The 22,072-nt window shown below is 48.8% G+C and carries 22 protein-coding genes; 14 read left to right on the top strand and 8 right to left on the bottom strand.

All coding sequences use genetic code 11. The annotated features are described in order from the left end of the window. Positions 1 to 111 precede the first annotated feature (111 nt). The 6 genes from DHU66_RS07435 (at position 112) to DHU66_RS07410 (ending at position 7,732) form a co-directional block, all read left to right on the top strand. Positions 112 to 1,272, top strand: coding sequence for an anaerobic ribonucleoside-triphosphate reductase activating protein (locus tag DHU66_RS07435; RefSeq protein WP_108775223.1), 1,161 nt, complete (start codon positions 112 to 114; stop codon positions 1,270 to 1,272). Beyond that, a complete protein-coding gene (locus DHU66_RS07430; protein WP_108775222.1) occupies positions 1,256 to 3,649 on the top strand; it encodes a ribonucleoside triphosphate reductase in 2,394 nt (797 codons plus the stop codon). Before DHU66_RS07435 ends, DHU66_RS07430 begins: the two co-directional genes overlap by 17 nt. 105 nt (positions 3,650 to 3,754) lie before the next feature. Further along, entirely contained in the window at positions 3,755 to 4,084 is a 330-nt protein-coding gene (locus DHU66_RS07425) for an HU family DNA-binding protein (RefSeq protein ID WP_483423491.1), read from the top strand. A 90-nt stretch (positions 4,085 to 4,174) separates the two neighbouring features. Continuing rightward, positions 4,175 to 4,942, top strand: coding sequence for an ABC transporter ATP-binding protein (locus DHU66_RS07420; RefSeq protein WP_108775220.1), 768 nt, complete (start codon positions 4,175 to 4,177; stop codon positions 4,940 to 4,942). Continuing rightward, positions 4,939 to 6,222, top strand: coding sequence for an FtsX-like permease family protein (locus DHU66_RS07415; protein ID WP_108775219.1), 1,284 nt, complete (start codon positions 4,939 to 4,941; stop codon positions 6,220 to 6,222). The genes DHU66_RS07420 and DHU66_RS07415 overlap by 4 nt, the downstream gene beginning before the upstream one ends. 19 nt (positions 6,223 to 6,241) lie before the next feature. Further along, positions 6,242 to 7,732 (top strand): glycoside hydrolase family 1 protein, encoded by a 1,491-nt coding sequence (locus tag DHU66_RS07410; protein ID WP_108775218.1) that lies wholly within the window; start codon positions 6,242 to 6,244, stop codon positions 7,730 to 7,732. A 133-nt stretch (positions 7,733 to 7,865) separates the two neighbouring features. Here the strand turns inward: DHU66_RS07410 and DHU66_RS07405 are convergent, their stop codons facing one another. Continuing rightward, the gene (locus DHU66_RS07405) at positions 7,866 to 9,248 is read right to left on the bottom strand and encodes an RNA-guided endonuclease InsQ/TnpB family protein (RefSeq protein WP_108775217.1); all 1,383 of its coding nucleotides are present in this window, start codon (positions 9,246 to 9,248) and stop codon (positions 7,866 to 7,868) included. A 99-nt stretch (positions 9,249 to 9,347) separates the two neighbouring features. On the opposite strand from DHU66_RS07405, the gene tnpA reads away from it, so the two are divergent. Further along, a complete protein-coding gene (tnpA, locus tag DHU66_RS07400) occupies positions 9,348 to 9,767 on the top strand; it encodes an IS200/IS605 family transposase (RefSeq protein ID WP_108775216.1) in 420 nt (139 codons plus the stop codon). Positions 9,768 to 9,949: 182 nt separating this feature from the next. Here the strand turns inward: tnpA and ahpC are convergent, their stop codons facing one another. From ahpC to DHU66_RS07385, 3 genes are read right to left on the bottom strand one after another with little or no spacing between them, the layout of a single operon-like run. Beyond that, a complete protein-coding gene (gene ahpC / locus DHU66_RS07395) occupies positions 9,950 to 10,513 on the bottom strand; it encodes an alkyl hydroperoxide reductase subunit C (RefSeq protein ID WP_108775215.1) in 564 nt (187 codons plus the stop codon). 27 nt (positions 10,514 to 10,540) lie between these two features. After that, a complete protein-coding gene (locus tag DHU66_RS07390; protein WP_167836314.1) occupies positions 10,541 to 10,966 on the bottom strand; it encodes a Dps family protein in 426 nt (141 codons plus the stop codon). A gap of 15 nt (positions 10,967 to 10,981) precedes the next feature. Further along, positions 10,982 to 11,764 (bottom strand): ferritin-like domain-containing protein, encoded by a 783-nt coding sequence (locus tag DHU66_RS07385; protein ID WP_108775213.1) that lies wholly within the window; start codon positions 11,762 to 11,764, stop codon positions 10,982 to 10,984. Between the two features lie 109 nt (positions 11,765 to 11,873). Here DHU66_RS07385 and DHU66_RS07380 point away from each other — a divergent pair, with 109 nt between their 5' ends. The 7 genes from DHU66_RS07380 (at position 11,874) to DHU66_RS07350 (ending at position 18,287) form a co-directional block, all read left to right on the top strand. Continuing rightward, positions 11,874 to 12,737, top strand: a complete 864-nt coding sequence (locus tag DHU66_RS07380) for an AraC family transcriptional regulator (protein ID WP_108775212.1) — start codon at positions 11,874 to 11,876, stop codon at positions 12,735 to 12,737. 149 nt (positions 12,738 to 12,886) lie between these two features. Beyond that, positions 12,887 to 14,089 carry an ABC transporter substrate-binding protein gene (locus DHU66_RS07375; protein ID WP_245309444.1) on the top strand — a complete coding sequence of 401 codons (1,203 nt, stop codon included), beginning with the start codon at positions 12,887 to 12,889 and terminating at the stop codon, positions 14,087 to 14,089. Between the two features lie 96 nt (positions 14,090 to 14,185). Beyond that, positions 14,186 to 15,061 carry a branched-chain amino acid ABC transporter permease gene (locus DHU66_RS07370; protein WP_209451768.1) on the top strand — a complete coding sequence of 292 codons (876 nt, stop codon included), beginning with the start codon at positions 14,186 to 14,188 and terminating at the stop codon, positions 15,059 to 15,061. 10 nt (positions 15,062 to 15,071) lie between these two features. Continuing rightward, positions 15,072 to 16,136: a branched-chain amino acid ABC transporter permease gene (locus tag DHU66_RS07365; RefSeq protein ID WP_209451767.1), complete on the top strand. Its 1,065-nt coding sequence runs from the start codon at positions 15,072 to 15,074 to the stop codon at positions 16,134 to 16,136. Beyond that, positions 16,129 to 16,902: an ABC transporter ATP-binding protein gene (locus DHU66_RS07360; protein WP_108775211.1), complete on the top strand. Its 774-nt coding sequence runs from the start codon at positions 16,129 to 16,131 to the stop codon at positions 16,900 to 16,902. Before DHU66_RS07365 ends, DHU66_RS07360 begins: the two co-directional genes overlap by 8 nt. Before the next feature lie 9 nt (positions 16,903 to 16,911). Next, positions 16,912 to 17,616 (top strand): ABC transporter ATP-binding protein, encoded by a 705-nt coding sequence (locus tag DHU66_RS07355; protein WP_108775210.1) that lies wholly within the window; start codon positions 16,912 to 16,914, stop codon positions 17,614 to 17,616. A gap of 5 nt (positions 17,617 to 17,621) precedes the next feature. Next, on the top strand, positions 17,622 to 18,287 hold the full coding sequence (locus tag DHU66_RS07350) for a CBS and ACT domain-containing protein (RefSeq protein ID WP_108775209.1): 666 nt from the start codon (positions 17,622 to 17,624) through the stop codon (positions 18,285 to 18,287). A gap of 63 nt (positions 18,288 to 18,350) precedes the next feature. On the opposite strand, the gene DHU66_RS07345 is transcribed toward DHU66_RS07350, so the two are convergent. The 4 genes from DHU66_RS07345 to DHU66_RS07330 form a co-directional block, all read right to left on the bottom strand. Further along, on the bottom strand, positions 18,351 to 19,613 hold the full coding sequence (locus DHU66_RS07345) for a hypothetical protein (RefSeq protein ID WP_108775208.1): 1,263 nt from the start codon (positions 19,611 to 19,613) through the stop codon (positions 18,351 to 18,353). A 54-nt stretch (positions 19,614 to 19,667) separates the two neighbouring features. Then, positions 19,668 to 19,961: a hypothetical protein gene (locus tag DHU66_RS07340; RefSeq protein WP_108775207.1), complete on the bottom strand. Its 294-nt coding sequence runs from the start codon at positions 19,959 to 19,961 to the stop codon at positions 19,668 to 19,670. 3 nt (positions 19,962 to 19,964) lie between these two features. Continuing rightward, positions 19,965 to 20,891 (bottom strand): SPFH domain-containing protein, encoded by a 927-nt coding sequence (locus tag DHU66_RS07335; protein ID WP_108775206.1) that lies wholly within the window; start codon positions 20,889 to 20,891, stop codon positions 19,965 to 19,967. Positions 20,892 to 20,952: 61 nt separating this feature from the next. After that, the gene (locus DHU66_RS07330; RefSeq protein ID WP_167836313.1) at positions 20,953 to 21,954 is read right to left on the bottom strand and encodes an aldo/keto reductase; all 1,002 of its coding nucleotides are present in this window, start codon (positions 21,952 to 21,954) and stop codon (positions 20,953 to 20,955) included. Positions 21,955 to 22,072 lie beyond the last annotated feature (118 nt).

Raw genomic sequence — 22,072 nt, 5'->3', positions numbered from 1 at the left:
TTGTGAGTGAATTGGGAAAGAAGTGGCAGACATTTCTCTTCTATTTTTGGTGAATTCGATTATCATGATAGTAATAGTTGGAAATGCAACTAATTGGGTGGGGAGGCAGTGATGGCAGACCAGGGCAACTTCATGATTCATCTTTCAGTGCTGTACCGGAATACGCAGAAATACTTTGACCATGCACTGGAACCATATGGAATCGGCTGGGGACAGTTGATGTTTCTGTTTGTGATCTATGAGAATGAGGGGATCACGATGCTGGAAGTGACCCGGATTTCTGAGGTGGACAAGGGAACAACGACCAAGTCGATGCAGAAACTGTTGGATCAGGGGTATGTTGTCAGTAAGGCAGATGAGAAGGACAAGCGTGTCAAGCGCCTTTACACAACTGAAAAGAGCGGGAAGATCATGAACAAGCTCTATGAGTTCCGCTCTGCTTACCGCAATTCCGTGTTTGACGGTATTGATGGGGATGCCTTTGAAAAGATGATGGCGAAGACATGTGAGAACAGCCACAACATTGTGATGCCTTCGTTTGATGATCTGAAGATCGGCGGTCTGCAGAAAGTGACGCTGCTGGATTATCCGGGCAGGCTTGCCGCAACGGTATTTACCGCTGGCTGCAGTTTCAAGTGTCCGTTCTGCCACAACCGGGATCTTGTGTTTGTGCCGGAGGATTATTCCTTTGTGAATCCGGATGAGATTTTTACTTACCTTGGCAGGCGCAAAGGCATTCTGGATGGTGTATGTATCTCGGGCGGGGAACCATTGGTGCAGCCTGACCTTCTTCCCTTTATGGAGAAGATCAAGAACATGGGCTTCCTGGTCAAGCTGGATACCAATGGCTATGAGCCAGAGAAGCTGAAAGAAGCAGTGCAGTCGGGACTGGTGGATTATGTCGCCATGGATCTGAAGAATTGCAAAGAAAAGTATGCCATGACCTGCGGCATGCAGAAGGCGGTGTTCCAGATGGATCGCATCGAGGAAAGTGTTTCCTATCTGCTGGCAGGACATGTGGACTATGAGTTTCGCACAACGGTTGTCAGGGAGCTGCATGACAAAGAGGATCTGCTGGCCGCGGCGTCATGGATCCGTGGTGCAAAGCATTATTATCTGCAGCAGTTTCATGACAGCGGGGCTTTGATTCAGGAAGGGTACCACGGCTATGATGCCCGGCAGATGGAAGAACTGTGTGAAGCAGTGAGAACAATGATTCCCCAGACAGAGCTTCGTGGGGTGAAAGGAGAAACAGATGTACAGAGTCGTTAAACGTGATGGCAAGATTGCCGATTTTGATCTGGACAAGATCAGGAATGCGGTGAAGAAGGCTTTTGATGGCTGCAATAAGCCGTATGCGGATGATGTGATCGATCTGATTGCATTGCGGGTGACAAGCAATTTTGCCTCCAAGGTGCATGATCATCTGATTGGTGTGGAAGACATTCAGGACAGTGTGGAGAGAGTGCTGTCAGATGCCGGCTATGCGGATGTGGCTAAGGCCTACATCCTGTACCGCCGCCAGCATGAGAATCTGCGCAATATCCAGAATACAACCCTGGACTACAAGAAGCTGGTGGACAATTATCTGAAGGCACTGGACTGGCGTGTCAAGGAGAACAGTACTGTCACGTATTCTGTGGGCGGCCTGATTCTGTCCAACTCCGGTGCGATCACGGCAAACTACTGGCTGTCTGAGGTCTATGATGATGAGATTGCCAATGCCCATCGGTCTGGCGATATTCATATTCATGATCTGAGCATGTTAACGGGATATTGTGCCGGGTGGTCTTTGAAGCAGCTGATTCAGGAAGGCCTTGGCGGTGTCGAAGGCAAGATTACCTCTGCGCCGGCCAAGCATCTCAGTACATTGTGTAACCAGATGGTAAACTTTCTGGGCATCATGCAGAATGAGTGGGCTGGTGCGCAGGCGTTCTCGAGCTTTGATACGTACCTGGCACCGTTTGTAAAAGTGGACCATCTGTCCTATAAGGAAGTCAAGCAGGATATTCAGTCGTTCATCTATGGTGTCAATACGCCATCCCGCTGGGGGACCCAGGCTCCATTCACCAATATTACGCTGGACTGGACCGTGCCGGAGGATCTGGCGGATCAGCCTGCCATTGTCGGCGGCAAGCCGATGGACTTTTGCTATAAGGACTGCAAGAAGGAAATGGATATGGTGAACAAGGCCTTCATTGAGACCATGATTGAGGGCGATGCCAATGGCAGAGGCTTCCAGTATCCGATTCCAACCTATTCCATTACCAAGGATTTTGACTGGAGTGATACCGAGAACAACCGTCTGCTGTTTGAGATGACTGCCAAGTATGGCACACCGTATTTCTCCAACTATATCAACAGTGATATGAAGCCTTCGGATGTGCGTTCGATGTGCTGCCGGCTGCGTCTGGATCTGCGTGAACTGCGTAAAAAGAGCGGCGGCTACTTTGGCTCTGGTGAAAGCACGGGCTCGATTGGCGTCGTCACGGTCAATCTGCCCAGAATTGCTTATCTTGCCAAAGATGAGAATGATTTCTATGCCCGTCTGGATCACATCATGGATCTGAGTGCACGCAGTCTGGATACTAAGCGGAAAGTCATTACCAAGCTGCTGGATGCAGGTCTCTATCCATACACCAAACGGTATCTTGGCACCTTTAACAACCACTTCTCGACCATTGGCCTGGTTGGTATGAATGAGGCCGGCCTCAATGCAAAGTGGCTGCACAAGGATCTGACCCATCCGGAGACAAAAGCCTTTGCCATTGATGTGCTGAATCATATGCGTGACCGTCTGTCTGATTATCAGGAACAGTATGGTGCTTTGTTCAACCTGGAGGCAACCCCGGCAGAGAGTACAGCTTACCGTCTTGCCCGTCATGACAAGGAAAAGTATCCGGATATCATGACAGCCAATGATGCGGGTACGCCATACTACACCAACAGTACCCATCTGCCGGTTGGCTGCACGGATGATATCTTTGCGGCGCTGGATATTGAGGATGACATGCAGGTGCTGTATACAAGCGGCACGGTGTTCCATGCCTTCCTTGGCGAGCGGCTGAGCGACTGGCATGCGGCGGCTGTTCTGGTCAGAAAGATCGCCCAGAATTACCGGCTGCCATACTATACGATTTCACCTACCTACAGCGTGTGTGCCCAGCATGGCTACATCTCGGGTGAAGTCTGGAAGTGCCCGGTCTGCGGTAAGCCGACGGAAGTGTATTCGCGTATTACCGGATACTACCGTCCGGTGAAGAACTGGAATGCCGGCAAGGCACAGGAGTTCAAGGACAGAAAGACATATGCAGTGGATGGCATCACTTCCTGCACATCTTTCAAGGAAGATCAGCAGCCGGCTGTCAGGGTGGAAGAAACGAAACCTGTAAACAGCAGCTCTGCCCGGAAGTATCTGCTGTTTACTACGCCGACCTGCCCGAACTGCAGGATCATTGAGAAGTTCCTGGATGAGCATCATGTGGACTATGAGATCAAGGATGCTTTGGAGAACAAGGATCTGACACGGAAGTATGGCATTCTGCAGGCACCGACGATGGTGGTGGAGAGTGCTGAAGGAGCGCAGCTGTATGTCAATACCGGCAGTATTATGTCCTTCATTAATCAGAGCAAAGGCACTGCGGCGTGATGGCTGTATGCCAAATTCAATCCTGTCCAGTACTGAATCACTGTGGCACATTGACAGTCCAAGTGTTAAATTTAGTGATTGCAAGAGGGAAATGTCCTGTATAGAATAGGAGAAGACCATAAAAGGAGGAAGTTTTATCATATGGCAAAGGGTATTTTTACCGCAACAAAGAAGGATGTAGCAGACAAGGTTGCTGAAGCTGCGGGTTTGACAAAGAAGCAGGCTGCTGATGCTGTCACAGCAGCATTTGATGCAATTGCAGAAACACTGAAGGACGGCGGTGAGGTTTCCATCTCCGGCTTCGGCAAGTTCGAAGTTGCAGAGAGAGCTGCCCGTCAGGGTGTTAATCCGGCAACTGGCGAAAAGATTGAGATTGCGGCAAGCAAGGCCCCGAAGTTCAAGGCTGCCAAGGCACTCAAGGACATCGTTAAGTAAGCATTCGATTGAAAGCAGACATGTGTGCATGTCTGCTTTTTTTGGTGGAAAAGCGGGTGGTATAATAGCCTGCAGCAGGAGAATTTCACTATGAGTAAAACAGTTCTGGAAGCCGTTCACATGAAGAAGGTGTACAATGCAGGCACCTCTCATGCTTTTGAAGCACTGCATGATATTAATGTACAGGTACACGAAGGTGACTTCGTTGCCGTCATGGGGCCGTCCGGCTCTGGCAAATCCACCTTCATTAACAATATTTCCACCATTGATATTCCTACCGGCGGCAAAGTTCTGATCAATGGACAGGAAGTGCGCACCATGGGTGCCAATGAGATCGGCAGATTTCGTTTCTCCAATCTTGGTTTTATCTTTCAGGATTTCAATCTGCTGGATACCCACACATTGTATGAGAATATTGCCATGCCGCTGGCACTGGCCCATGTGAAGAAGGATGCCATCGACAAGCGTGTCAAAGAGCTTGCAAAGTCCATGAACATTCTGGACCTGCTGGATCATTATCCTTATGAGTGTTCTGGCGGCCAGAGGCAGCGTGCTGCCATCTGCCGTGCGCTGGTCAATCATCCCAATATCATTGCCGCGGATGAGCCTACCGGCAATCTGGACAGTGCCAACAGTGCAGAATTGATGAAAATCTTCTCTGATCTGAATAAACAGGGTGTCACAATCATCATGGTTACCCATGATCCGCTGATTACATCCTATGCCAAGCGTCTTCTGTATATCCGTGATGGCAGTATCGATACTGTCTTGGAGAGAAATGACATGGATCAGGATACGTTCTTCTCAAAGATTGTCGAGATCAACAGTGCAGAATCAAGGGAGCTGCTGACGAAATGATCTTCGCCAGTGCTTTAAAATCACTGAAGCGGGATTTCTACCGCTCCTTCTTCTACTGGCTGACATTTATGCTCACAACAGCCTTTGTCTTTCTGTTTTTCTGCATTGCCGTTTCACCAGCAGTAGGCATGACCTTCCGCAATTCACAGGGCGGCCTTGCCGTCAATGTGACATTCTTTGCTGTCTTTGTATGCATGGTGGATGTCTTCTTCGCCAATGACTTCTTTGTCCGCACAAAGGCAAAGGATCTTGCCGTACAGCTGATCTGCGGCGCCGGCTTTTCACAGCTGGCTGGCTACCTTCTGATTCAGACGTTCTTACTGCTGACTCTAGCCATTCCGGTTGGCGTTATGCTGGCATTTGTATTGCGGCCATTGCTGGAAGTACTGATGACATCCTGGCTGCAGACACAGTGCGCCATTCCAATCTCAGGCAGTGCTGTATCGGCAACGCTGTTTGTGCTGCTTACACTGGTATTCTGGACAACCTATCTGAATCTGTCCTACGCCTACCGCAACAATGCCTATACGCTGCTCAACAGCCAGTCCATCCGTTCCACGGGCAGTGTGTTCAATATTGCTCATACAAAAAAGGCTGCGAAGATTTCCAATGACGCAGCGGGTGTGTTTGCTTTGATTCTGTGGCTGGCTCCGATGCTTGGTATTCTCAATGCCCCAGCAGATGCCTTTGTGTTTGCCCTGTTCGGCATGATTGGCTTTTATCTTTGCTGCAGGCATGTGTTTGAGCCGTTATTGAGTGCATGGCTGGACAGGAAGGCAATTGACAAGCCAAACCAGATTGCCGTACTTGGCTTTTTCCGCACCGATCTTTCCATCATGAAGGTAAATGTTGTCCTGATTGTGATCTGCTCGGTTGTATTGATTTCTTTGATGAGTACGCCATCCATTACCAGCATGGAGAAAGTCCTGATGATTCTGGCCTATCAGATGATGAATGTGCTGCTGTCACTGGCCATTTTGTTCCGCTTTGGCACGGAAGCTCTGAACCGGAAAAAATACTTCCAGACGATGCGGCATCTTGGCTATCTGGAGAAAGATCTGCATCATATCATTGCCAGAGAGACGGTCAGTTTCTATTGCTTTGTGGCAGTCAGCGCAGCAATGTATGTGTGTGTGATTCTCAAGGCACTTGCCGGCAATGGCGTGCTGACAGGGTCACTGCCTGGTTCTTTGCTGATGTCGCTGTTATTGCCATTATTAGTGTGCATGATCGCAACCTGGCTGTATTATAGAAGTAACATGAGTGCGAAACGCGCTTGAACATAGAAAGGGAGATTATATGTCTTTTCGCAAGGATTTTCTTTGGGGCGGCGCAACAGCTGCCAATCAGTATGAGGGTGGTGTGCATGAGGGCAATGCGGCTCTTTGCACAGGTGATGTGATGACCAATGGTTCTCACACGGTCAGACGTCAGGTGACATGGCGCAAGCCGGATGGTACAACTGGTTCTACGCCGCTTTGCTTTGGGTCACCGGAGCGCCATCTGCCGGAAGGTGCTGTGCCATGTGAGCTGGATGATCCGAAGTATTACTATCCAAGCCACATTGCCTCAGATTTCTATCATCATTACAAAGAGGATATTGCCCTGATGGCAAAAGAGGGTTTCAAGTGCCTGCGCTTCTCAGTGAAGTGGAGCAGAGTGTTCCCGGATCCGGAAGGGGAAGTGAATGAAGAAGGACTGCGCTTCTATGAGAATGTGGTGGATGAGTGCAGAAAGTATGGCATTGAGCCGCTGATTACACTGCATCACTATGAGACACCGCTGATCTTTGCCCAGCAGTGCAATGGCTGGAATGACCGGAAACTGGTGGATCTGTTTGTTAAATACGCAACTGCACTGTTTGACCGTTTTGCCGGAAAAGTGAAGTATTATCTGACTTTCAATGAGATTAATCTGGTAGAGGAAGCACCCTATGTGGCAGCCGGTCTGATCCATGCGGATCCTCAGAATATTGCCAATGCGGCGTATCATCAGTTTCTGGCTTCGGCCAAGACAGTGATTGCAGCCCATGAAAAACATCCGGACATCAAGGTTGGCATGATGCTTGCGTTCGGGCCTTCTTATGGCCTGACTGCTGATCCGTATGATCAGCTGCTGGCAGCCGAAAGACAGAACAATACACTGTCATTCTCTGATGTACAGATGACTGGTGAATATCCTGCCTATAAGCTGCTTGCCTATAAGAGAGCGGGCATTGTCCTGCCGGAGCAGCCTGGTGATCAGGAGATTCTGAAGAAGGGTGTCTGTGATTTCCTGTCGTTCTCCTGCTATGGATCCAATACGTATACAACACATAAAGATGCACTGGCTGGTGAAGGCAATGGCGGATCAGGTGACGGCAAGGTAGCTAACCCGTATCTGAAGACCAATGCCTGGGGCTGGGGAACAGATCCGCAGTGTCTGCGCATTGCCCTGAACATCTTCCACAACCGCTATCACTGCCCGCTGTTCTGCGTAGAGAACGGTATTGGCTGGAATGACAAGTTTGAAGATGGCACAGTGCATGATGACTATCGGATTGACTACATGCGCGTCAATATTCAGTCGATGAAGGATGCGGTGGAACTTGACGGTATTGATTTGATGGGCTATCTGTACTGGGGCTGTGTGGATATGGTATCCAATGGTGAAGGTGAGATGGCCAAGAGATATGGTCAGATCTATGTGGATGCCGATAACCATGGTCAGGGAAGCTTCAAGCGTTCTGTCAAAGATTCTTATTACTGGTATCAGAAGGTGATTGCCAGCAATGGGGAAGACTTGAAATAAGTGAATTACCATGTCTGACTTATCCGCTGATGCGGAAAGTCACGCATGGCTTCATTTTCTGCAGGCGGAACAGTTTACCGTTCCGTACAGCGGGGCATTCACGGTCCCATATGCGGTTCTGCCCGCACTGCTTTTATGCCAGTTTCAGATCAGGATGATAATATGCCCTTATATTTCTGAAATCAGGTTCTATCCCTCTTTCAAAAGCGTCCGGTATGGCTTTTCTCAGAATGTTTGCCGAGCCATTCAGATCCGCATTGATCTTTGTGCCATCTGCAGATCTGTACAGCCCACGTTTTTCTCTGGCACCTGAAAATTTATGATGCTCTTCTGAATCTCGGCTGTACACCGGAATTTTATCTCTGTCCAGGAAAGATGCTTTTGATGTGTATGATTCTTCCTGATAAATGATACGGATTCCCAGGCGCTCTGCTGAATAGGCAATAATTCTTTTCAGCCTTTCAAATGGAATCTGCAAAAAGTTCTGATTGCTCGTACCTCCCATACTGCATTCCTGCTTCCAGAATTTGTTTTCACCTATCACAATGGTGTCGATACGTTTTTCAACGCACCATGTGATAAGACGTTTGCAATCTTTAAGCATGCAGTCATTTATGCGATTATTTCTTTTCTGGAGGATGCGATAATACCGTTTTGTCGGGACAAACTTGTCAGTGCTTCCACTTGTCTGCTCTGACTGGATGCGGGCAGACATCTGATTGAAATAATGATTTGCAGATTTTGCAGCCCCGCCTTTGAACAGCAGACATTCAGCACCAACGTTGTTAGTCACAGCCATCAGGTTGTCTACACCGAGATCAATTGCAGCAATACGCTCTGCTGTATCAGCAGTTGCCGGTGCATTTGTCCCATCATCGAACACAAATGACAGTTTGTACGTGCCGTTTCTGGGCGTTACGTTAAGCTGAACAAATTTGCCGTGTACTTCTCTGCCAAGGCGCACAACTTGTTTCGTAAAAGGCAGTTTTGCGGTATACCGGTGTTTCTTGTTTTTGCGAATAACGCAGTCCTGATTTGTAACAATAAAAGCGCACGCACCTTTCTTGTGCTTGTATCCAGGCATTTTCGGCCGCCCTGTAAATTTGCCCGGATCACGCTTGTAGCTCTTCAATGCCGCAAAGAATGAGCAAATATCCCGCAAAGTCATTTTCAATATCTGCTGTGCGGTTTGTCTTGGCAATCCAGTACAGCAGTAATCTGGATTTTTGCATAGCTTCATCATACAGTCCAGAGTTGCATAGCTGATGGATCCGGAAGGCGGAAGTATTTTCTGCTTGTCTTTCGGGAGATAATAGTTCATCCACTCAAACTCGCTCATCACTTCCAGTTCGTTATCGCTCAGTTCGAAAATGTTTGTTCTTTTTGCAGCAAACATCATCTGCCGTTCACGAAAAAGTGCGGCATTGTAAAGGTTGTTCGCCTTGTGAGCAATATCGTCACACCATGCAAATAATGGATCCGATCTTTGTACAAATATCGTCTTTGCACTATACATCAGTTAATAATCATCCTTTCTAAGCATAAAATCTTTTATTTATGCTAAATATATTATATCCTAAAAGATGTCAGTTATACACCATGTGGAGGCCGATGCATGCACAAAAAACAGCATGAAGAATACTACTATAATCAGCACAGTTGCTTTCTGCTGCAGTATCATCTTGTACTGATTACAAAATACAGAAAACCGGCAATAACGGGAAAGCTCGAGGATTTTCTGAAAGATTATACGTGCAGATACTTTAAAGATCATGAACTTCGTGTGCAGACGATTGAAACAATGCCGGATCATATGCATATATTGTTTGACGCATATCCGCAGCTCAATCTTGCGGAGTTTATTAACGCATTTAAATCTGCTTCATCACGGCAGATCAGGAAAGCCTTCAGTCCTGAGCTGGCTCAATATTATTGGAAGCCTTATTTCTGGAGTCTTTCCTACTTTATTGGAAGCGTAAGCGATAAAACGGCAGCTGTGGTTAAAAACTATATTAACAATCAGAAAATCAAATAGTCGGCGATTCATCTACGTCTGAACGCCGATATGCCGACACAGGCGGCTGCGGCTTTTCAGGCGTAGTGCTCTCGCCTATTTTTGATAGAAAATTTCATTGATAAACAAAAACAAGGCGGAAACCCATATGGGAATCCGCCCTTTTTTACTGTTGGTGACAACAGGAGGAGAGGAGTGATGTGTCAGATCTTGCCGACCAGGTCGATACCAGGTTTGAGTGTCTTCATGCCTGGCTTCCATCTTGCCGGGCACACCTGATCACCGTTTTCATGGACGAACTGGCAGGCTTCTACCTTGCGCAGCAGTTCATCAGCATTTCTGCCGACACTGCCGGAGGATACTTCATATGCTGCGATCTTTCCTTCCGGAGAAATGATGAAGGTGCCGCGCTCTGCTGTGCCTTCATCTTCGATGTACACATCACAGTCACGTGCCAGAGCACCGGTCGGGTCGCCAACCATCGGGTATGTGACCTTCTTGATGGCTTCGGAGTGATCGTGCCATGCCTTGTGGACAAAGTGGGTGTCACAGGAGACAGAATAGATCTCGCAGCCGATCTTCTTGAATTCATCATAGGAAGCGGCGAGGTCTTCCAGCTCGGTCGGGCAGACAAATGTGAAGTCAGCCGGATAGAAGAACAGTACGCTCCACTTGCCGAGCAGATCCTTCTTGGTGAGGGTCTTGAAGGTATCATCCTGATACACATTCAGTTTGAAATCGTTAAGTTCCTTGTTAATCAGAGACATGTTGTTTATTTCCTTTCTTGTCTTTTGTTATCTTGATGCCTGGGAAATCATCCAGACGTTCTTGGCATAGCTTGTCAGCATATCATCGAGCTTGATGGAAACCAGCTCGCTGTCAGATTCCTTCTTCAGGGACAGTACCTGGTTGATCAGCTCTTCATAGCCTTTCTTGACCTCAGCCAGTACCTCATCATCACTCATATATACGGAAGGTGCTTCCTTGATGGATGAAAGTCTGACAAAGTCGGACAGGGTAGCAGCCGGTGTGCCTTCCAGCATGAGGATGAGTTCGGCTGTTTCGTCGAAATCATCTCTCATGGCATCATAGAGATCCTCCAGCTGCGGGTGGAGAGTGAAGAACTGCTTTCCCTTGATGTACCAGTGATATGTCTGCAGATTGGATGCGAAGACTTCCTGCGAAGCGAGCAATGTATTCAGTTTTTCGATTGTATTCATGTGTTTTTCCTCCATTTACGCCTGGGCCTGAGAGATCATCCAGACGTTCTTTTCATATGCTTTCAGCATGTCATCAAGAGAGATGCTGACAAGCTCATTTTCTGTTTCAGATTTGATGTTGCTGACCAGTGTGATCAGGGAAAGATAGCCATCCTTGAGTGCCTTGAGCGTATCATCAGCACTGATCCATGCCGGATTTGCCTCGGCGATGACGCTGTTGTTTGTGAAGCTGCTCAGAGTGGATGCCGGTGCACCATTCAGTGTGAGGATGAGCTCGGCTGTCTTGTCAAAGTCATCCCGCATGGCATCATAGAGATCCTCCAGCTGCGGATGCAGGGTGAAGAACTGCTTGCCGGTGATGTACCAGTGGTACAGCTGCAGGTTGGCTGTGAAGACTTCCTGAGATGCGAGCAGTCTGTTGAGCTTTGCCACATCATCTTTGTCCTCTGACAGTGCTGCTTTTACAGCTTTGACAACAGCCTCACTGCCGGACAGATCGAATCTGGCGATGACCGGGATGCCATATTCCTTTTCCAGGATGTCAGCAGCACCGGTGAAAGTTGTCGGATGCTTGACATGGTTGCCAGAGACAGCCGCCAGTCTGACCTTGCCCTTGTTGGCATCAAGGAAGCTGCGGACTGTTTCCGGCAGGATGCCGGCACCATCTGTGTATGTCACAAGAACAGCTGCTTCATCAAGAACTTCTTTGCCTGTTTCAATCTTCAGTGTGTTGGATGTATTGATTTCATTGACCAGCTTTTCAACGTTGCCGGTTCTGGATGTATAGACTAATTTCATATTCTGTTTTGTTTTCCTTTCTTTTGCACTTGTATAATATCCTGTGATAAAATCTGAATATAGTAAAATAGTCTTAAAAAATAGTAATATTTACAAATCAGAGGATTTTATGGAAAAAGAATACAAGATTGGATCATTACCCGTTTCCTTTCTGGAAGAGACAATGGAACCGGGCGAAGTACATAAGGAGAGAGCGCACTGGCATGACGGGGTGGAGCTCATCCGGGTGCGCAAGGGCCATCTGCACTGCCATGTCAACAATTCTGACTTTCTGCTGGGACCGGATGAGATGTGCTTTATCAATCAGGATCAGGTTCACCGGATTTACGGGGCGAAGAAGGAAGAAAGCATGCTGGAAAAGCTGATTGTCAATCCGCAGATGCTTGCCTGGAATCAGGGTATGTATGAAAAGCTGGTTGTTCCGGTTGTGTCGGATGGCGATTTTGCCCATATTCAGATGGATGGGCGCAGCAGTTATGCCGCACGGATTATTGCTTTGCTGGATGAGATCAGGGAAACGGCACTGAAGCGGCCAGAGGGGTATGAGCTGGAGGTGGCAGCGGATGTGCATCTGGTGTTCCGTTCTATTTATATGATTCATGAGCATCTGGTGCAGCAGCCTTCGGATGAGTATGATCTTGGTCTGCAGCGAAAGATGGTGCGCTATATCCAGGAACATTACATGGATAAGATTTCGCTGGAGGATATTGCCGATAGTGCCGGCATCAGCCGCACGAAATGTACTTCCTTATTTAAAGAATATACAGAAACTACACCGGTTGATTATCTCAACAGTTATCGTCTTGAAGAGGCTGCCCGCCGTCTTTTAAATGAGCAGACCCCGGTGGCAGAGATTGCACTGTCGTGCGGTTTTTCACAGCAGAGTTATTTTGGCAGGATGTTTCAGAAAGAATACGGGATGACACCGCTTGCCTACAGGCGTTCGTGTACGGGTGACAGTTGTATGCGCTAGTGAAACAATTGTGAAAGAATATGTAAATAAAAGCGTTTTCTTACAAATAAATTTGTAAGAACTGTGAAAATGCCCTTGCAAGCCAGAATTAGAGAATTATAATAGGTTCATCTTCACAAAGAGAAGATATAGAAGTGAGGGACAAAGATATGAAAATGAGTAAGTTCGTTAAGGGCGGACTTGCCGTGGTAATGGCTGCTTCACTGGCTGCCTGCGGCAATAGTTCGACAGGATCTGCATCCGCTTCCGGCTCTGCTGACGGCGGCAAGAAGTATGTTCTTGGCGGTTCCGGACCGCTGACGGGTGATGCGGCTGTGTACGGCCTGGCAGTCGAACACGGCGCGCAGATTGCGGTTGATGAGATTAATGCCAAGGGCGGCAAGACACAGTTCGATCTGGTATTTGAAGATGATGAGGCCGATGGTGAAAAGGCTACATCTGCTTTCAATACTTTGATGGATAAGGGCATGCAGGTATCTCTGCTGACAACAACATCCGGTGCCGGTCAGACAGTTGCACCGTTGTATCAGCAGGAAAATATCTTTGCTATTACACCTTCCGGTTCTTCTCCGGCGATCATTTATCAGGATGCCGACAATGAGAGCGGTCCTTATGACAATGTCTTCCAGATGTGCTTCACGGATCCTAACCAGGGCAAAGCTTCCGCTGACTACCTGGCTGAGCATGCTGATCTTGGCTCCAAGATTGCTGTCATCTATCGTAACGATGATAACTATTCCAATGGCCTGTATACAAAGTTCAAGGCCGAGGCTGCTGCCAAGGGCCTGAACATTGTTGATGAAGAGGCGTTCCAGAAGGGTACAACCGACTTCTCTGTCTATGTTCAGAAGGCACAGGCTGCCGGCGCTGATATCGTATTCCTCCCGATTTATTATCAGCCGGCTTCTCAGATTCTGACAGCTGCCAAGGCTGCCGGCTATGCACCGACATTCTTCGGCTGTGACGGTATGGATGGTATTCTGACGATGGAAGGCTTTGATACATCCATGGCTGAAGGTCTGTATATGCTGACACCGTTTGCTGCTGATGCATCCGATGAGAAGACACAGAGCTTCGTCAAGAAGTACAAGGATGCTTATGGTGATACACCGAACCAGTTCGCTGCTGATGCATATGATGCTGTTTATGCAATTGCACAGGCTCTGGATGCTTCTGATGTAACACCGGATTCCAAGACAGATGATATTACAGCTGCGCTTGAGTCCCAGTTCACTTCCATGACATTTGACGGCATCACCGGCACAGATGTTACCTGGAACAAGAATGGTGAAGTTACCAAGGCTCCGAAGGCTGTTGTCATCAAGAATGGTGCATACGTCAGTGCTGAGTAAGATTGATCCGCGTTTGTAAAGAAGGGCTGCCAGTTGTAAAATCATGGCAGCCTTCTTTGATTGTCAATAAATTAGAAACAGGAGGGGTAGAAGCTTATGTTGGCATTTTTGTCCTATCTGATCAGCGGCCTCAGTCTTGGCAGTGTGTATGCCATAATCGCCCTTGGCTATTCCATGGTGTATGGAATTGCCAAGATGCTGAACTTTGCCCATGGCGACATCATCATGGTGGGGGCCTTTGTTGCGTATTTTGCATTATATAGCTGGCATATGCCGGTCATTGCGGCAGTACTGCTTTCGATTGTCGTATGCACAGTGCTTGGCGTTGTCATTGAGCGTCTGGCCTACAAGCCATTGCGGCAGGCAGGCTCTCTGGCAGTATTGATCACGGCTATTGGTGTTTCGTATTTCCTTGAAAATGGTGCCATGCTTGCATGGGGCACGGATACCAAGATTTTCCCGACGATCATCTCTGGTTCACTGAGCCTGGGCGGAGTGTCCATTGCCTGGAGCACCATCATTACAATTGCGGTATGCATTGTGATCATGCTGGTATTGAGCTGGTTCATCAACAAGACCAGAACCGGCCGGGCCATGCGGGCTACTTCCGAAGACCGTGGTGCTGCTGCTCTGATGGGCGTCAATGTCAATAAGATCATCTCGATTACATTTGCCATTGGCTCCGGTCTGGCTGCTATCGCTGCCATTCTATTATGCAGTGCTTATCCAAGTGTTTATCCGACCATGGGCTCGATGCCCGGCATCAAGGCATTTACCGCTGCCGTTCTTGGCGGTATCGGATCCATTCCGGGTGCCTTCCTTGGCGGTCTGCTGCTGGGTGTCATTGAGAATCTGTCCAAGGCATATATCTCGGCACAGCTTTCTGATGCCATTGTCTTTGGCGTTTTGATTGTCGTGCTGCTGATCAAACCAACCGGCCTGCTCGGCAAGAAGATTTCGGAGAAAGTATGAGGTGGCTGGCATGAAGAAGTGGAAAGAAATGAAAAAGAGCAGCCGCCAGAAGCTGACTTCGATTCTGGTTGTGATTGTTTTGTTTGCAATTGTGCAGGTGATGATTGCTACGGGAACCTTGAACCGGCAGATGCGTTCTCTGCTTGTACCGGTAACTGCCTATATTCTTGCGGCCATTGGTTTGAATATGAATGTCGGCATATCGGGTGAGCTGAACCTTGGCCAGGCTGGCTTTATGTCTCTTGGCGGATTTACGGCAGTGATTGCAGCCTCTGTCTTTTCTGCCCGGATTTCCAGTCCGGCTGTTGTCTTTATCCTTGCTGTTCTCTGCGGTGCTTTGATGGCCGGCTTCCTTGGCTGGCTGATCTCCATTCCGGTTCTGAAGCTGGAAGGCGATTATCTGGCGATTGTTACCCTTGCTTTTGGCCAGATCATCATGTCCATTCTGAACAATCTGTATGTCGGTCTGGATGGCAGCGGCCTGCACTTCTCTTTTGTGAACAACAATATTTCTCTTGGCGATGGCGGCAAGATGATTGTTTCAGGACCGATGGGAACTACCGGCGTCAAAACGCTGTCTACGTTTGCGGGCGGTGTCATCATGGTGCTGATTGCATTGCTCATTGTCTATAACATCATTGATTCCAAGCGCGGCCGTGCCATTGAGGCATGCCGTGACAACCGCATTGCGGCGGAGACGATCGGCATCAATGTGGCGCATACAAAGACGCTTGCCTTTGTGCTTTCCAGTGCTCTGGGCGGGGCGGCTGGCGCTCTGTATATGCTGAACTACTCTTCGGTGACAGCAACCAAGTTTGACTTCAATACATCCATTCTGATTCTGGTTTATGTGGTGCTCGGCGGTCTGGGCAATATGACCGGTACGGTGATTGCTACATCTGTACTTGTTCTTCTGCCGGAAGTGCTGCGCTTCCTTTCCAGTTATCGTATGCTCATCTATGCGGTTGTGCTGATCATTATCATGATTGTGACAAACAATGAGAAGGTGCGCGTGTTCATGGCGAGGATGAAGCGCAGAAATGGCGCCGGGAAAGGAGTGAAATCCAATGGCTGAAGAAAGAAAGAGGGTTCTTGAAATCCGTGGCCTTGGCATTGATTTCGGTGGACTGACGGCTGTCAATGATCTGGACATGGATGTCTATCAGGATGAGATATATGGCTTGATCGGTCCTAACGGCGCCGGCAAGACAACTGTGTTCAACATGCTGACAAAGGTCTATCAGCCTACCCGCGGCACCATCAAGGTGGATGGGCAGGATTTTGCCAGACTGAATCCGGTCCAGGCGAACAAGGCCGGGGTTGCCCGTACCTTCCAGAATATCCGTCTGTTTTCGAATCTGAGTGTCCTGGATAATGTCAAAACGGGTATGCATAATTCTTTGAGCTATGGCTTGTTTGCATCGATTCTCAAGCTGCCTTCCTATCGAAAGCAGGAAAAGGCAGCCACGGATGAAGCTATAGAGCTTCTGAAGATCTTTGAGCTTGATCAGTTTGCTTCTCTGGCGGCAGGCAATCTGCCGTATGGTGCCCAGCGCCGTCTGGAGATTGCGCGTGCTCTTGCTACAAAACCGAAGCTGCTGCTTCTGGATGAGCCGGCCGCCGGCATGAATCCGCAGGAGACGGAAGAACTGATGAAGATGATCCGTTTGGTGCGTGATCATTTCCATATCTCAATCCTTCTGATTGAGCATGATATGAAGCTGGTCATGGGGATCTGCGACCGCATTACCGTATTGAACTTCGGCCAGATGCTGGCCCAGGGCGTGCCTGCCGAGATTCAGAGCAACCCTGATGTCATCAAGGCATACATTGGAGAGTGAGGGACCCAGATGCTGAAAATTACTGATTTACATGTCCGTTATGGCATGATTGAGGCGATCAAGGGTATTTCCTTTGAGGTCAATGACGGTGAGATTGTGACACTGATCGGATCCAATGGTGCTGGTAAGACAACAACCATGCATGCCATTTCCGGCCTTTTGAAGCCTGCCTCTGGTTCCATCATGCTGGATGGTGTGGAGCTGACCAAGACACCGGCACACAAGATTGTGACGATGGGCCTTGCCCAGGTGCCGGAAGGCAGACGTGTGTTTGCCCAGCAGACAGTTGAGGAGAATCTTTTGCTTGGCGCTTACTTCCGCAAGGACAAGGATGGCATCAATGCGGATATGAACAAGGCGTTTGAATTGTTCCCGCGTCTGATGGAAAGACGCCATCAGCTGGCTGGTACATTGTCCGGTGGTGAGCAGCAGATGCTTGCCATGGCAAGAGCACTGATGTCCAAGCCGCGGATTATGCTGATGGATGAGCCGTCCATGGGTCTTTCGCCGCTGCTGGTTAAGGAAATCTTCCGTATCATTCAGGACATCAACAAGCAGGGTACAACCGTACTGCTGGTTGAGCAGAATGCAAAGATGGCACTTGCGATTGCAGACCGTGCATATGTATTGGAAACTGGTAAAATAACACTGGAAGGTACAGGTAAAGAACTGGCCGCAGATGAGCGTGTCAGAAAGGCTTACCTGGGAGGATAAATTCAATGTACGTAAAGGATCATATGACGTTAGACCCCATTACGATCGATCCGGATGTCACTCTGCTGAAGGCTCTGGAGATCATGGGCAAGAATCATTTCCACCGGCTTCCTGTTGTCAAGGATGGCAGACTGGTCGGTCTGATTACCGAAGGCCTGGTCAATGAGAACTCGGGAAAGGAGAATACGTCTCTTTCCATCTATGAACTGAACTATCTGCTGTCCCGCACATATGCAAAGGACATCATGATCACAGATGTCAGGACAGTATCTCCGGATGCCTGGATTGAGGATGCGGCTGAGATCATGCTGCAGAATGAGATCAATGTGCTGCCGGTTGTGGATGGTGACAAGAAGGTTGTCGGCATCATCACCGAGAAGGACCTGTTTAAGGCATTCCTCAAGCTGACAGGTTACCGCAAGCAGGGCACGCGGTTTGTGATCAAGGTCGAAGACAAGCCCGGCGAGTTTGCCAAGATCTGCAAGCTGTTTGCGGATAATGATGCCAACCTGGAAAACATCGGCGTATATCATTCCAAGGTGCGCGGTGTTGAAACAGTCGTGCGTGCAACAGGTGAAGTATCTGTCGAAAAGATGACAGAAGTGCTGAAGGATGCCGGCTTTGAGGTTGTCAATGTCTGGCAGACAAAGGCGGAAGACGCCGTTAAATAATGCATTTCAAAGCAGTGTCGGATACAGAAATTTCTGTGATTCGATCTGCTTTTTTTTGCCTGATCAGTCATGATATGATCGATTTGCCGTTGCGTAGATCTTCCGCTCTTTGACATTGCCTTCCTTTCTCTGCCAGGCATCATTGAGAAAAGCAAGATAGGCACCCGGGGTGATAAAGCCGCCCGGTGTGACAAGGTGCAGTTGCTTTGAACGGATGAGCTCATCGGCCAGCAGCACACAGTTGGTACTGGCAACAAAATAGGTTCTGAATTTGCCGGATGTGAATTTATATAATTCGCATCCGGTGCTTTTATATACTCTTGATACATAGTCAGCGGCGCTGTGATCCGTTTCATATGCGCAGTGCCAGGAAACTGTACGTGCCATCATTGTGTGGATTCTTTCCTGCAATACGGTTTTCTGGAAGTCAGAGAGTGCGATGCCATAGGATATGATCGTGCTGTCATCATTATTGATGGCATGACGGATAAAGCTTTTTTCGTCTGCCCGGATGAGGACGCCGTCACCCAAAGTTCCCATCAGCGTGCGGTGCCTGGGATCGTGACAGCCATAGGAATAGATCATGCCTTTGTAAGCGATGTCGATGTGACCAAACATTTCAAATCCGGTTCCGTGCAGGTAGATATAGACGTGCAGGCTGTCATCATCTGAGGGGATGGGAAGGTCAGCAGTGCTGCTGTGCTGCAGGGAATGGATGGAGATGTAGGCGGATATGGGCATCAGCGCACCTGCCAGCAGGGGAACGGAGAGCGACCAGTGCGTGTGTGCAGCAAGGAAACCATAGGGATTACGTCGGGTGATGGTCAGGATCAGGCTGCGGATGCCCCATATGAGGAAGAAGATGCCTGCAGCCAGTGAAAGAACGCCTGTTTTCAGATGAATCGTTTTTCCAAAGATCATCAGGAATGAAAGAATGAGGGAAAAGAGTGCGGCTGTCAGTCTGCTCCCTGCACCGGCTGTGCCGTCATGGGTGATGACAAGGAAATCGATGAAGGAAATGAAGGCTTCGAATGCCATCCACAGGCCGCATAGGAGAAACAGAAAGGGTTCAAACAGACGGGGAAACAGGATCAGGAAGATTGCATAGAGAAAGCTGATGAAGCTGATCCATGCATCAATGGGATCTTTTGGCTTGTGATGATGCGTGATGGCATGATGGGTGCCGATGGGAAGGATCAGATTGATCAGGATGAGGAGGAGATACAGGGCAATCCAGGATATCCTGGAGGCATTGAAGAACAGGATGCCCAGAAGGATGGCTGTGCATGACAGCAGGCAGGAGAAGATGAAGGATGATGTACGCATGCGGTCATGATAACAGAAAAAACATGGTCTGTGTCAGTGACACAGGCCATGGCTTCAGAGATATTTACAGTCTTTTAGGCGGATCTTTTTGCCATTGAGGATGACATATCCTTCTTCGGGCTCTTCATGGACAATGTAGCGCGGCTGATTGGAAGTGGGATGGTGATGGCCGTTTTTTGTCTCACATGTGATGTCATCCTTGTAAGGAATCGTATGGCCGTCACTGGAGATGGTTCTGCCAACCAGGTAGTTCGGCTTCCTGCCTTTCTTTTTCGGCTTTGAAGCAGCACTGGCCACGACTGTGATGAAACAGAGGATGAGAACTGCCCAGACAATGATGCTGAACATGGTTTACTTCTCCCTGACGGTTTCTGAGAGCCCCTTGGCAAGGCCGGCTAATGAGGCAATTTCATTAGGAATGATGATCTTGGTTGCCTGTCCGTCTGCCACCTTGGCAAAGGAATCGAGCGCCTTCAGCTTGATCACGGCATCATCTGCACCGGCATTCTTGATCATCTCAATACCCTGGGCTGTGGCTTCCTGCACCTTGCGGATGGCTTCGGCCTTACCTTCTGCTAACAGAATCTGATTCTGCTTCTCCGCTTCTGCTTTCAGAATGGTCGCCTGCTTCTCGGCTTCGGCCTTGAGCACCGCAGATTCCTTGGTGCCTTCTGCCTGCAGGATCATGGACTGCTTTTCACCTTCGGCATTCAGGATCGCAGCACGCTTTTCACGCTCTGCCTTCATCTGCTTTTCCATTGCTTCACGGATGGCAGCCGGCGGCTGAATGTTCTTGAGCTCAACACGTGTTACTTTGATGCCCCAGGGATCGGTAGCACTGTCAATTGTGGATAACATCTGTCCATTGATGCTCTCCCGGCTTGTCAGTGTTGCGTCCAGTTCCATGTCACCGATGATATTGCGCAATGTTGTAGCGGTCAGATTCTCCATCGCCATGATCGGATTCTCGACGCCATAGGCATACAGCTTGGGATCGGCGATCTTGAAGTACACGACCGAATCTATCTGCATCGTGACGTTATCCTTGGTGATGACAGGCTGCGGTGCAAAGTCTGCGACCTGTTCTTTCAGCAGTACTTTTCTGGCAACCCGGTCAATGAATGGTGCCTTGAAATGGACACCGGGATTCCACGTGGACTGGTATTTGCCCAGACGCTCAATGACATAGGCATTGGCCTGGGGGACAATCTTGATGCAGGATGTGATGAGTGCAATGAGGATGACAACGATAACGAGGGTGATGATAAGACCTTCCATAAGATTTTCCTCCTGCCCTTATTTTAATATATACAGGGGTGGTAATAGAAGCGTAACAATATTACTTGTCGAGGTCTTTGCGCTGCAGTGATCTGGCAGCGGCTTCCATCGCATCTGTTTCTTCTTTGGTGAGATGCAGGCTGAGACAATGGCACGTGTCCAGCATGGTGGAAGGATGGCGCATGCCGATGAGCAGGCTGATATCCGGATACTGTGTCAATGTCCATGCCTCAATCAGGTTGGCAATACTGCAGTTGTGGGCAGCAGCCATCTCTTCCAGCAGATCAAAGAACTGATCATATTCTGTCTTCTCTGCTTCCTGGCTCCAGGGCAGTCTGGCCCGGATATCACCCTGGGCAAAGGTTCTCTGTACATAGCTGCGTGATGTCAGGATGCCTTCCTCCAGAGCACCATAGACCTGGAAGATTGTATGGCCTTTCTGCAGATGCGGGAAATAATCATAGCCATGGTATGGTGCCAGCAGGCTGAACTGTTCCTGCACCAGTGAAATATGGCCGTACTTTTCGTAGTTTTCATAGTCCTGTGGTTTTGAATTGGACAGAGCAGCGGCTTTGATCTTGCCTTCCTTGATCAGTTCATTCAGTGTTTCCATCGTTTCCTGGACAGGTGTGATGCTGTCATTGACATAGTGGACAACAGCTATATCGAGGTGATCTGTGCCAAGACGCAGCAAAGAACCTTCGAGATCCTTCCTGATGGCAGCGGCACTGGTGTCATTGTTTACGGTATAGCCGTCACGTTCATATTTGAATGTACCGCCTTTTTCATTGCGCCAGTTGAGTGATACCTTGGACTGCAGAATGAATTTGTCGCGCCTGCCTTTCAATGCTTTGCCAAGCAGTGTTTCACTGGTACCCTTGCCATAGACCGGAGCTGTATCGATATAGTTGATGCCGCACTGTTCGGCTGTATCAAGCAGGGCACTGGCTGTTTTTTCATCGGGCTGTTCGTCTGACCATACTGAGCCTCCGCCCAGTCCCCAGGTGCCAAGGACAATGGCAGAAGCCTTCAGGTCTGTATGTGGGATTGTCTGATATTTCATGATGTATGCCTCCTTTTTGGAAATGATGGCTCCATTATACATCCGGTGCACTGCCATATTTGCCGGATGTCAAGAGGTGAGAAACATTCCCGGCAGTGATAGAATATGTCTGTTTGGA

It is taken from the genome of Lactimicrobium massiliense (assembly GCF_900343155.1).
Lineage (GTDB): Bacteria > Bacillota_I > Bacilli_A > Erysipelotrichales > Erysipelotrichaceae > Bulleidia > Bulleidia massiliensis.
The sequence above is the reverse complement of the archived record's forward strand: the minus strand, read 5'-3'. Positions and strand labels throughout refer to the sequence as shown.

Excerpts from the sequence above, each read along its gene's own strand:
- DHU66_RS07345 (WP_108775208.1), bottom strand. The coding sequence starts at position 19,613 with ATGCGTACATCATCCTTCATCTTCTCCTGCCTGCTGTCATGCACAGCC.
- DHU66_RS07380 (WP_108775212.1), top strand. The coding sequence starts at position 11,874 with ATGGAAAAAGAATACAAGATTGGATCATTACCCGTTTCCTTTCTGGAA.
- DHU66_RS07350 (WP_108775209.1), top strand. The coding sequence starts at position 17,622 with ATGTACGTAAAGGATCATATGACGTTAGACCCCATTACGATCGATCCG.
- DHU66_RS07355 (WP_108775210.1), top strand. The coding sequence starts at position 16,912 with ATGCTGAAAATTACTGATTTACATGTCCGTTATGGCATGATTGAGGCG.
- tnpA (WP_108775216.1), top strand. The coding sequence starts at position 9,348 with ATGCACAAAAAACAGCATGAAGAATACTACTATAATCAGCACAGTTGC.
- DHU66_RS07370 (WP_209451768.1), top strand. The coding sequence starts at position 14,186 with ATGTTGGCATTTTTGTCCTATCTGATCAGCGGCCTCAGTCTTGGCAGT.
- DHU66_RS07365 (WP_209451767.1), top strand. The coding sequence starts at position 15,072 with ATGAAGAAGTGGAAAGAAATGAAAAAGAGCAGCCGCCAGAAGCTGACT.
- DHU66_RS07420 (WP_108775220.1), top strand. The coding sequence starts at position 4,175 with ATGAGTAAAACAGTTCTGGAAGCCGTTCACATGAAGAAGGTGTACAAT.
- DHU66_RS07390 (WP_167836314.1), bottom strand. The coding sequence starts at position 10,966 with ATGAATACAATCGAAAAACTGAATACATTGCTCGCTTCGCAGGAAGTC.
- DHU66_RS07375 (WP_245309444.1), top strand. The coding sequence starts at position 12,887 with ATGAAAATGAGTAAGTTCGTTAAGGGCGGACTTGCCGTGGTAATGGCT.
- DHU66_RS07405 (WP_108775217.1), bottom strand. The coding sequence starts at position 9,248 with ATGTATAGTGCAAAGACGATATTTGTACAAAGATCGGATCCATTATTT.
- DHU66_RS07410 (WP_108775218.1), top strand. The coding sequence starts at position 6,242 with ATGTCTTTTCGCAAGGATTTTCTTTGGGGCGGCGCAACAGCTGCCAAT.
- DHU66_RS07335 (WP_108775206.1), bottom strand. The coding sequence starts at position 20,891 with ATGGAAGGTCTTATCATCACCCTCGTTATCGTTGTCATCCTCATTGCA.
- DHU66_RS07430 (WP_108775222.1), top strand. The coding sequence starts at position 1,256 with ATGTACAGAGTCGTTAAACGTGATGGCAAGATTGCCGATTTTGATCTG.
- DHU66_RS07435 (WP_108775223.1), top strand. The coding sequence starts at position 112 with ATGGCAGACCAGGGCAACTTCATGATTCATCTTTCAGTGCTGTACCGG.
- DHU66_RS07360 (WP_108775211.1), top strand. The coding sequence starts at position 16,129 with ATGGCTGAAGAAAGAAAGAGGGTTCTTGAAATCCGTGGCCTTGGCATT.
- DHU66_RS07415 (WP_108775219.1), top strand. The coding sequence starts at position 4,939 with ATGATCTTCGCCAGTGCTTTAAAATCACTGAAGCGGGATTTCTACCGC.
- ahpC (WP_108775215.1), bottom strand. The coding sequence starts at position 10,513 with ATGTCTCTGATTAACAAGGAACTTAACGATTTCAAACTGAATGTGTAT.
- DHU66_RS07330 (WP_167836313.1), bottom strand. The coding sequence starts at position 21,954 with ATGAAATATCAGACAATCCCACATACAGACCTGAAGGCTTCTGCCATT.
- DHU66_RS07385 (WP_108775213.1), bottom strand. The coding sequence starts at position 11,764 with ATGAAATTAGTCTATACATCCAGAACCGGCAACGTTGAAAAGCTGGTC.
- DHU66_RS07340 (WP_108775207.1), bottom strand. The coding sequence starts at position 19,961 with ATGTTCAGCATCATTGTCTGGGCAGTTCTCATCCTCTGTTTCATCACA.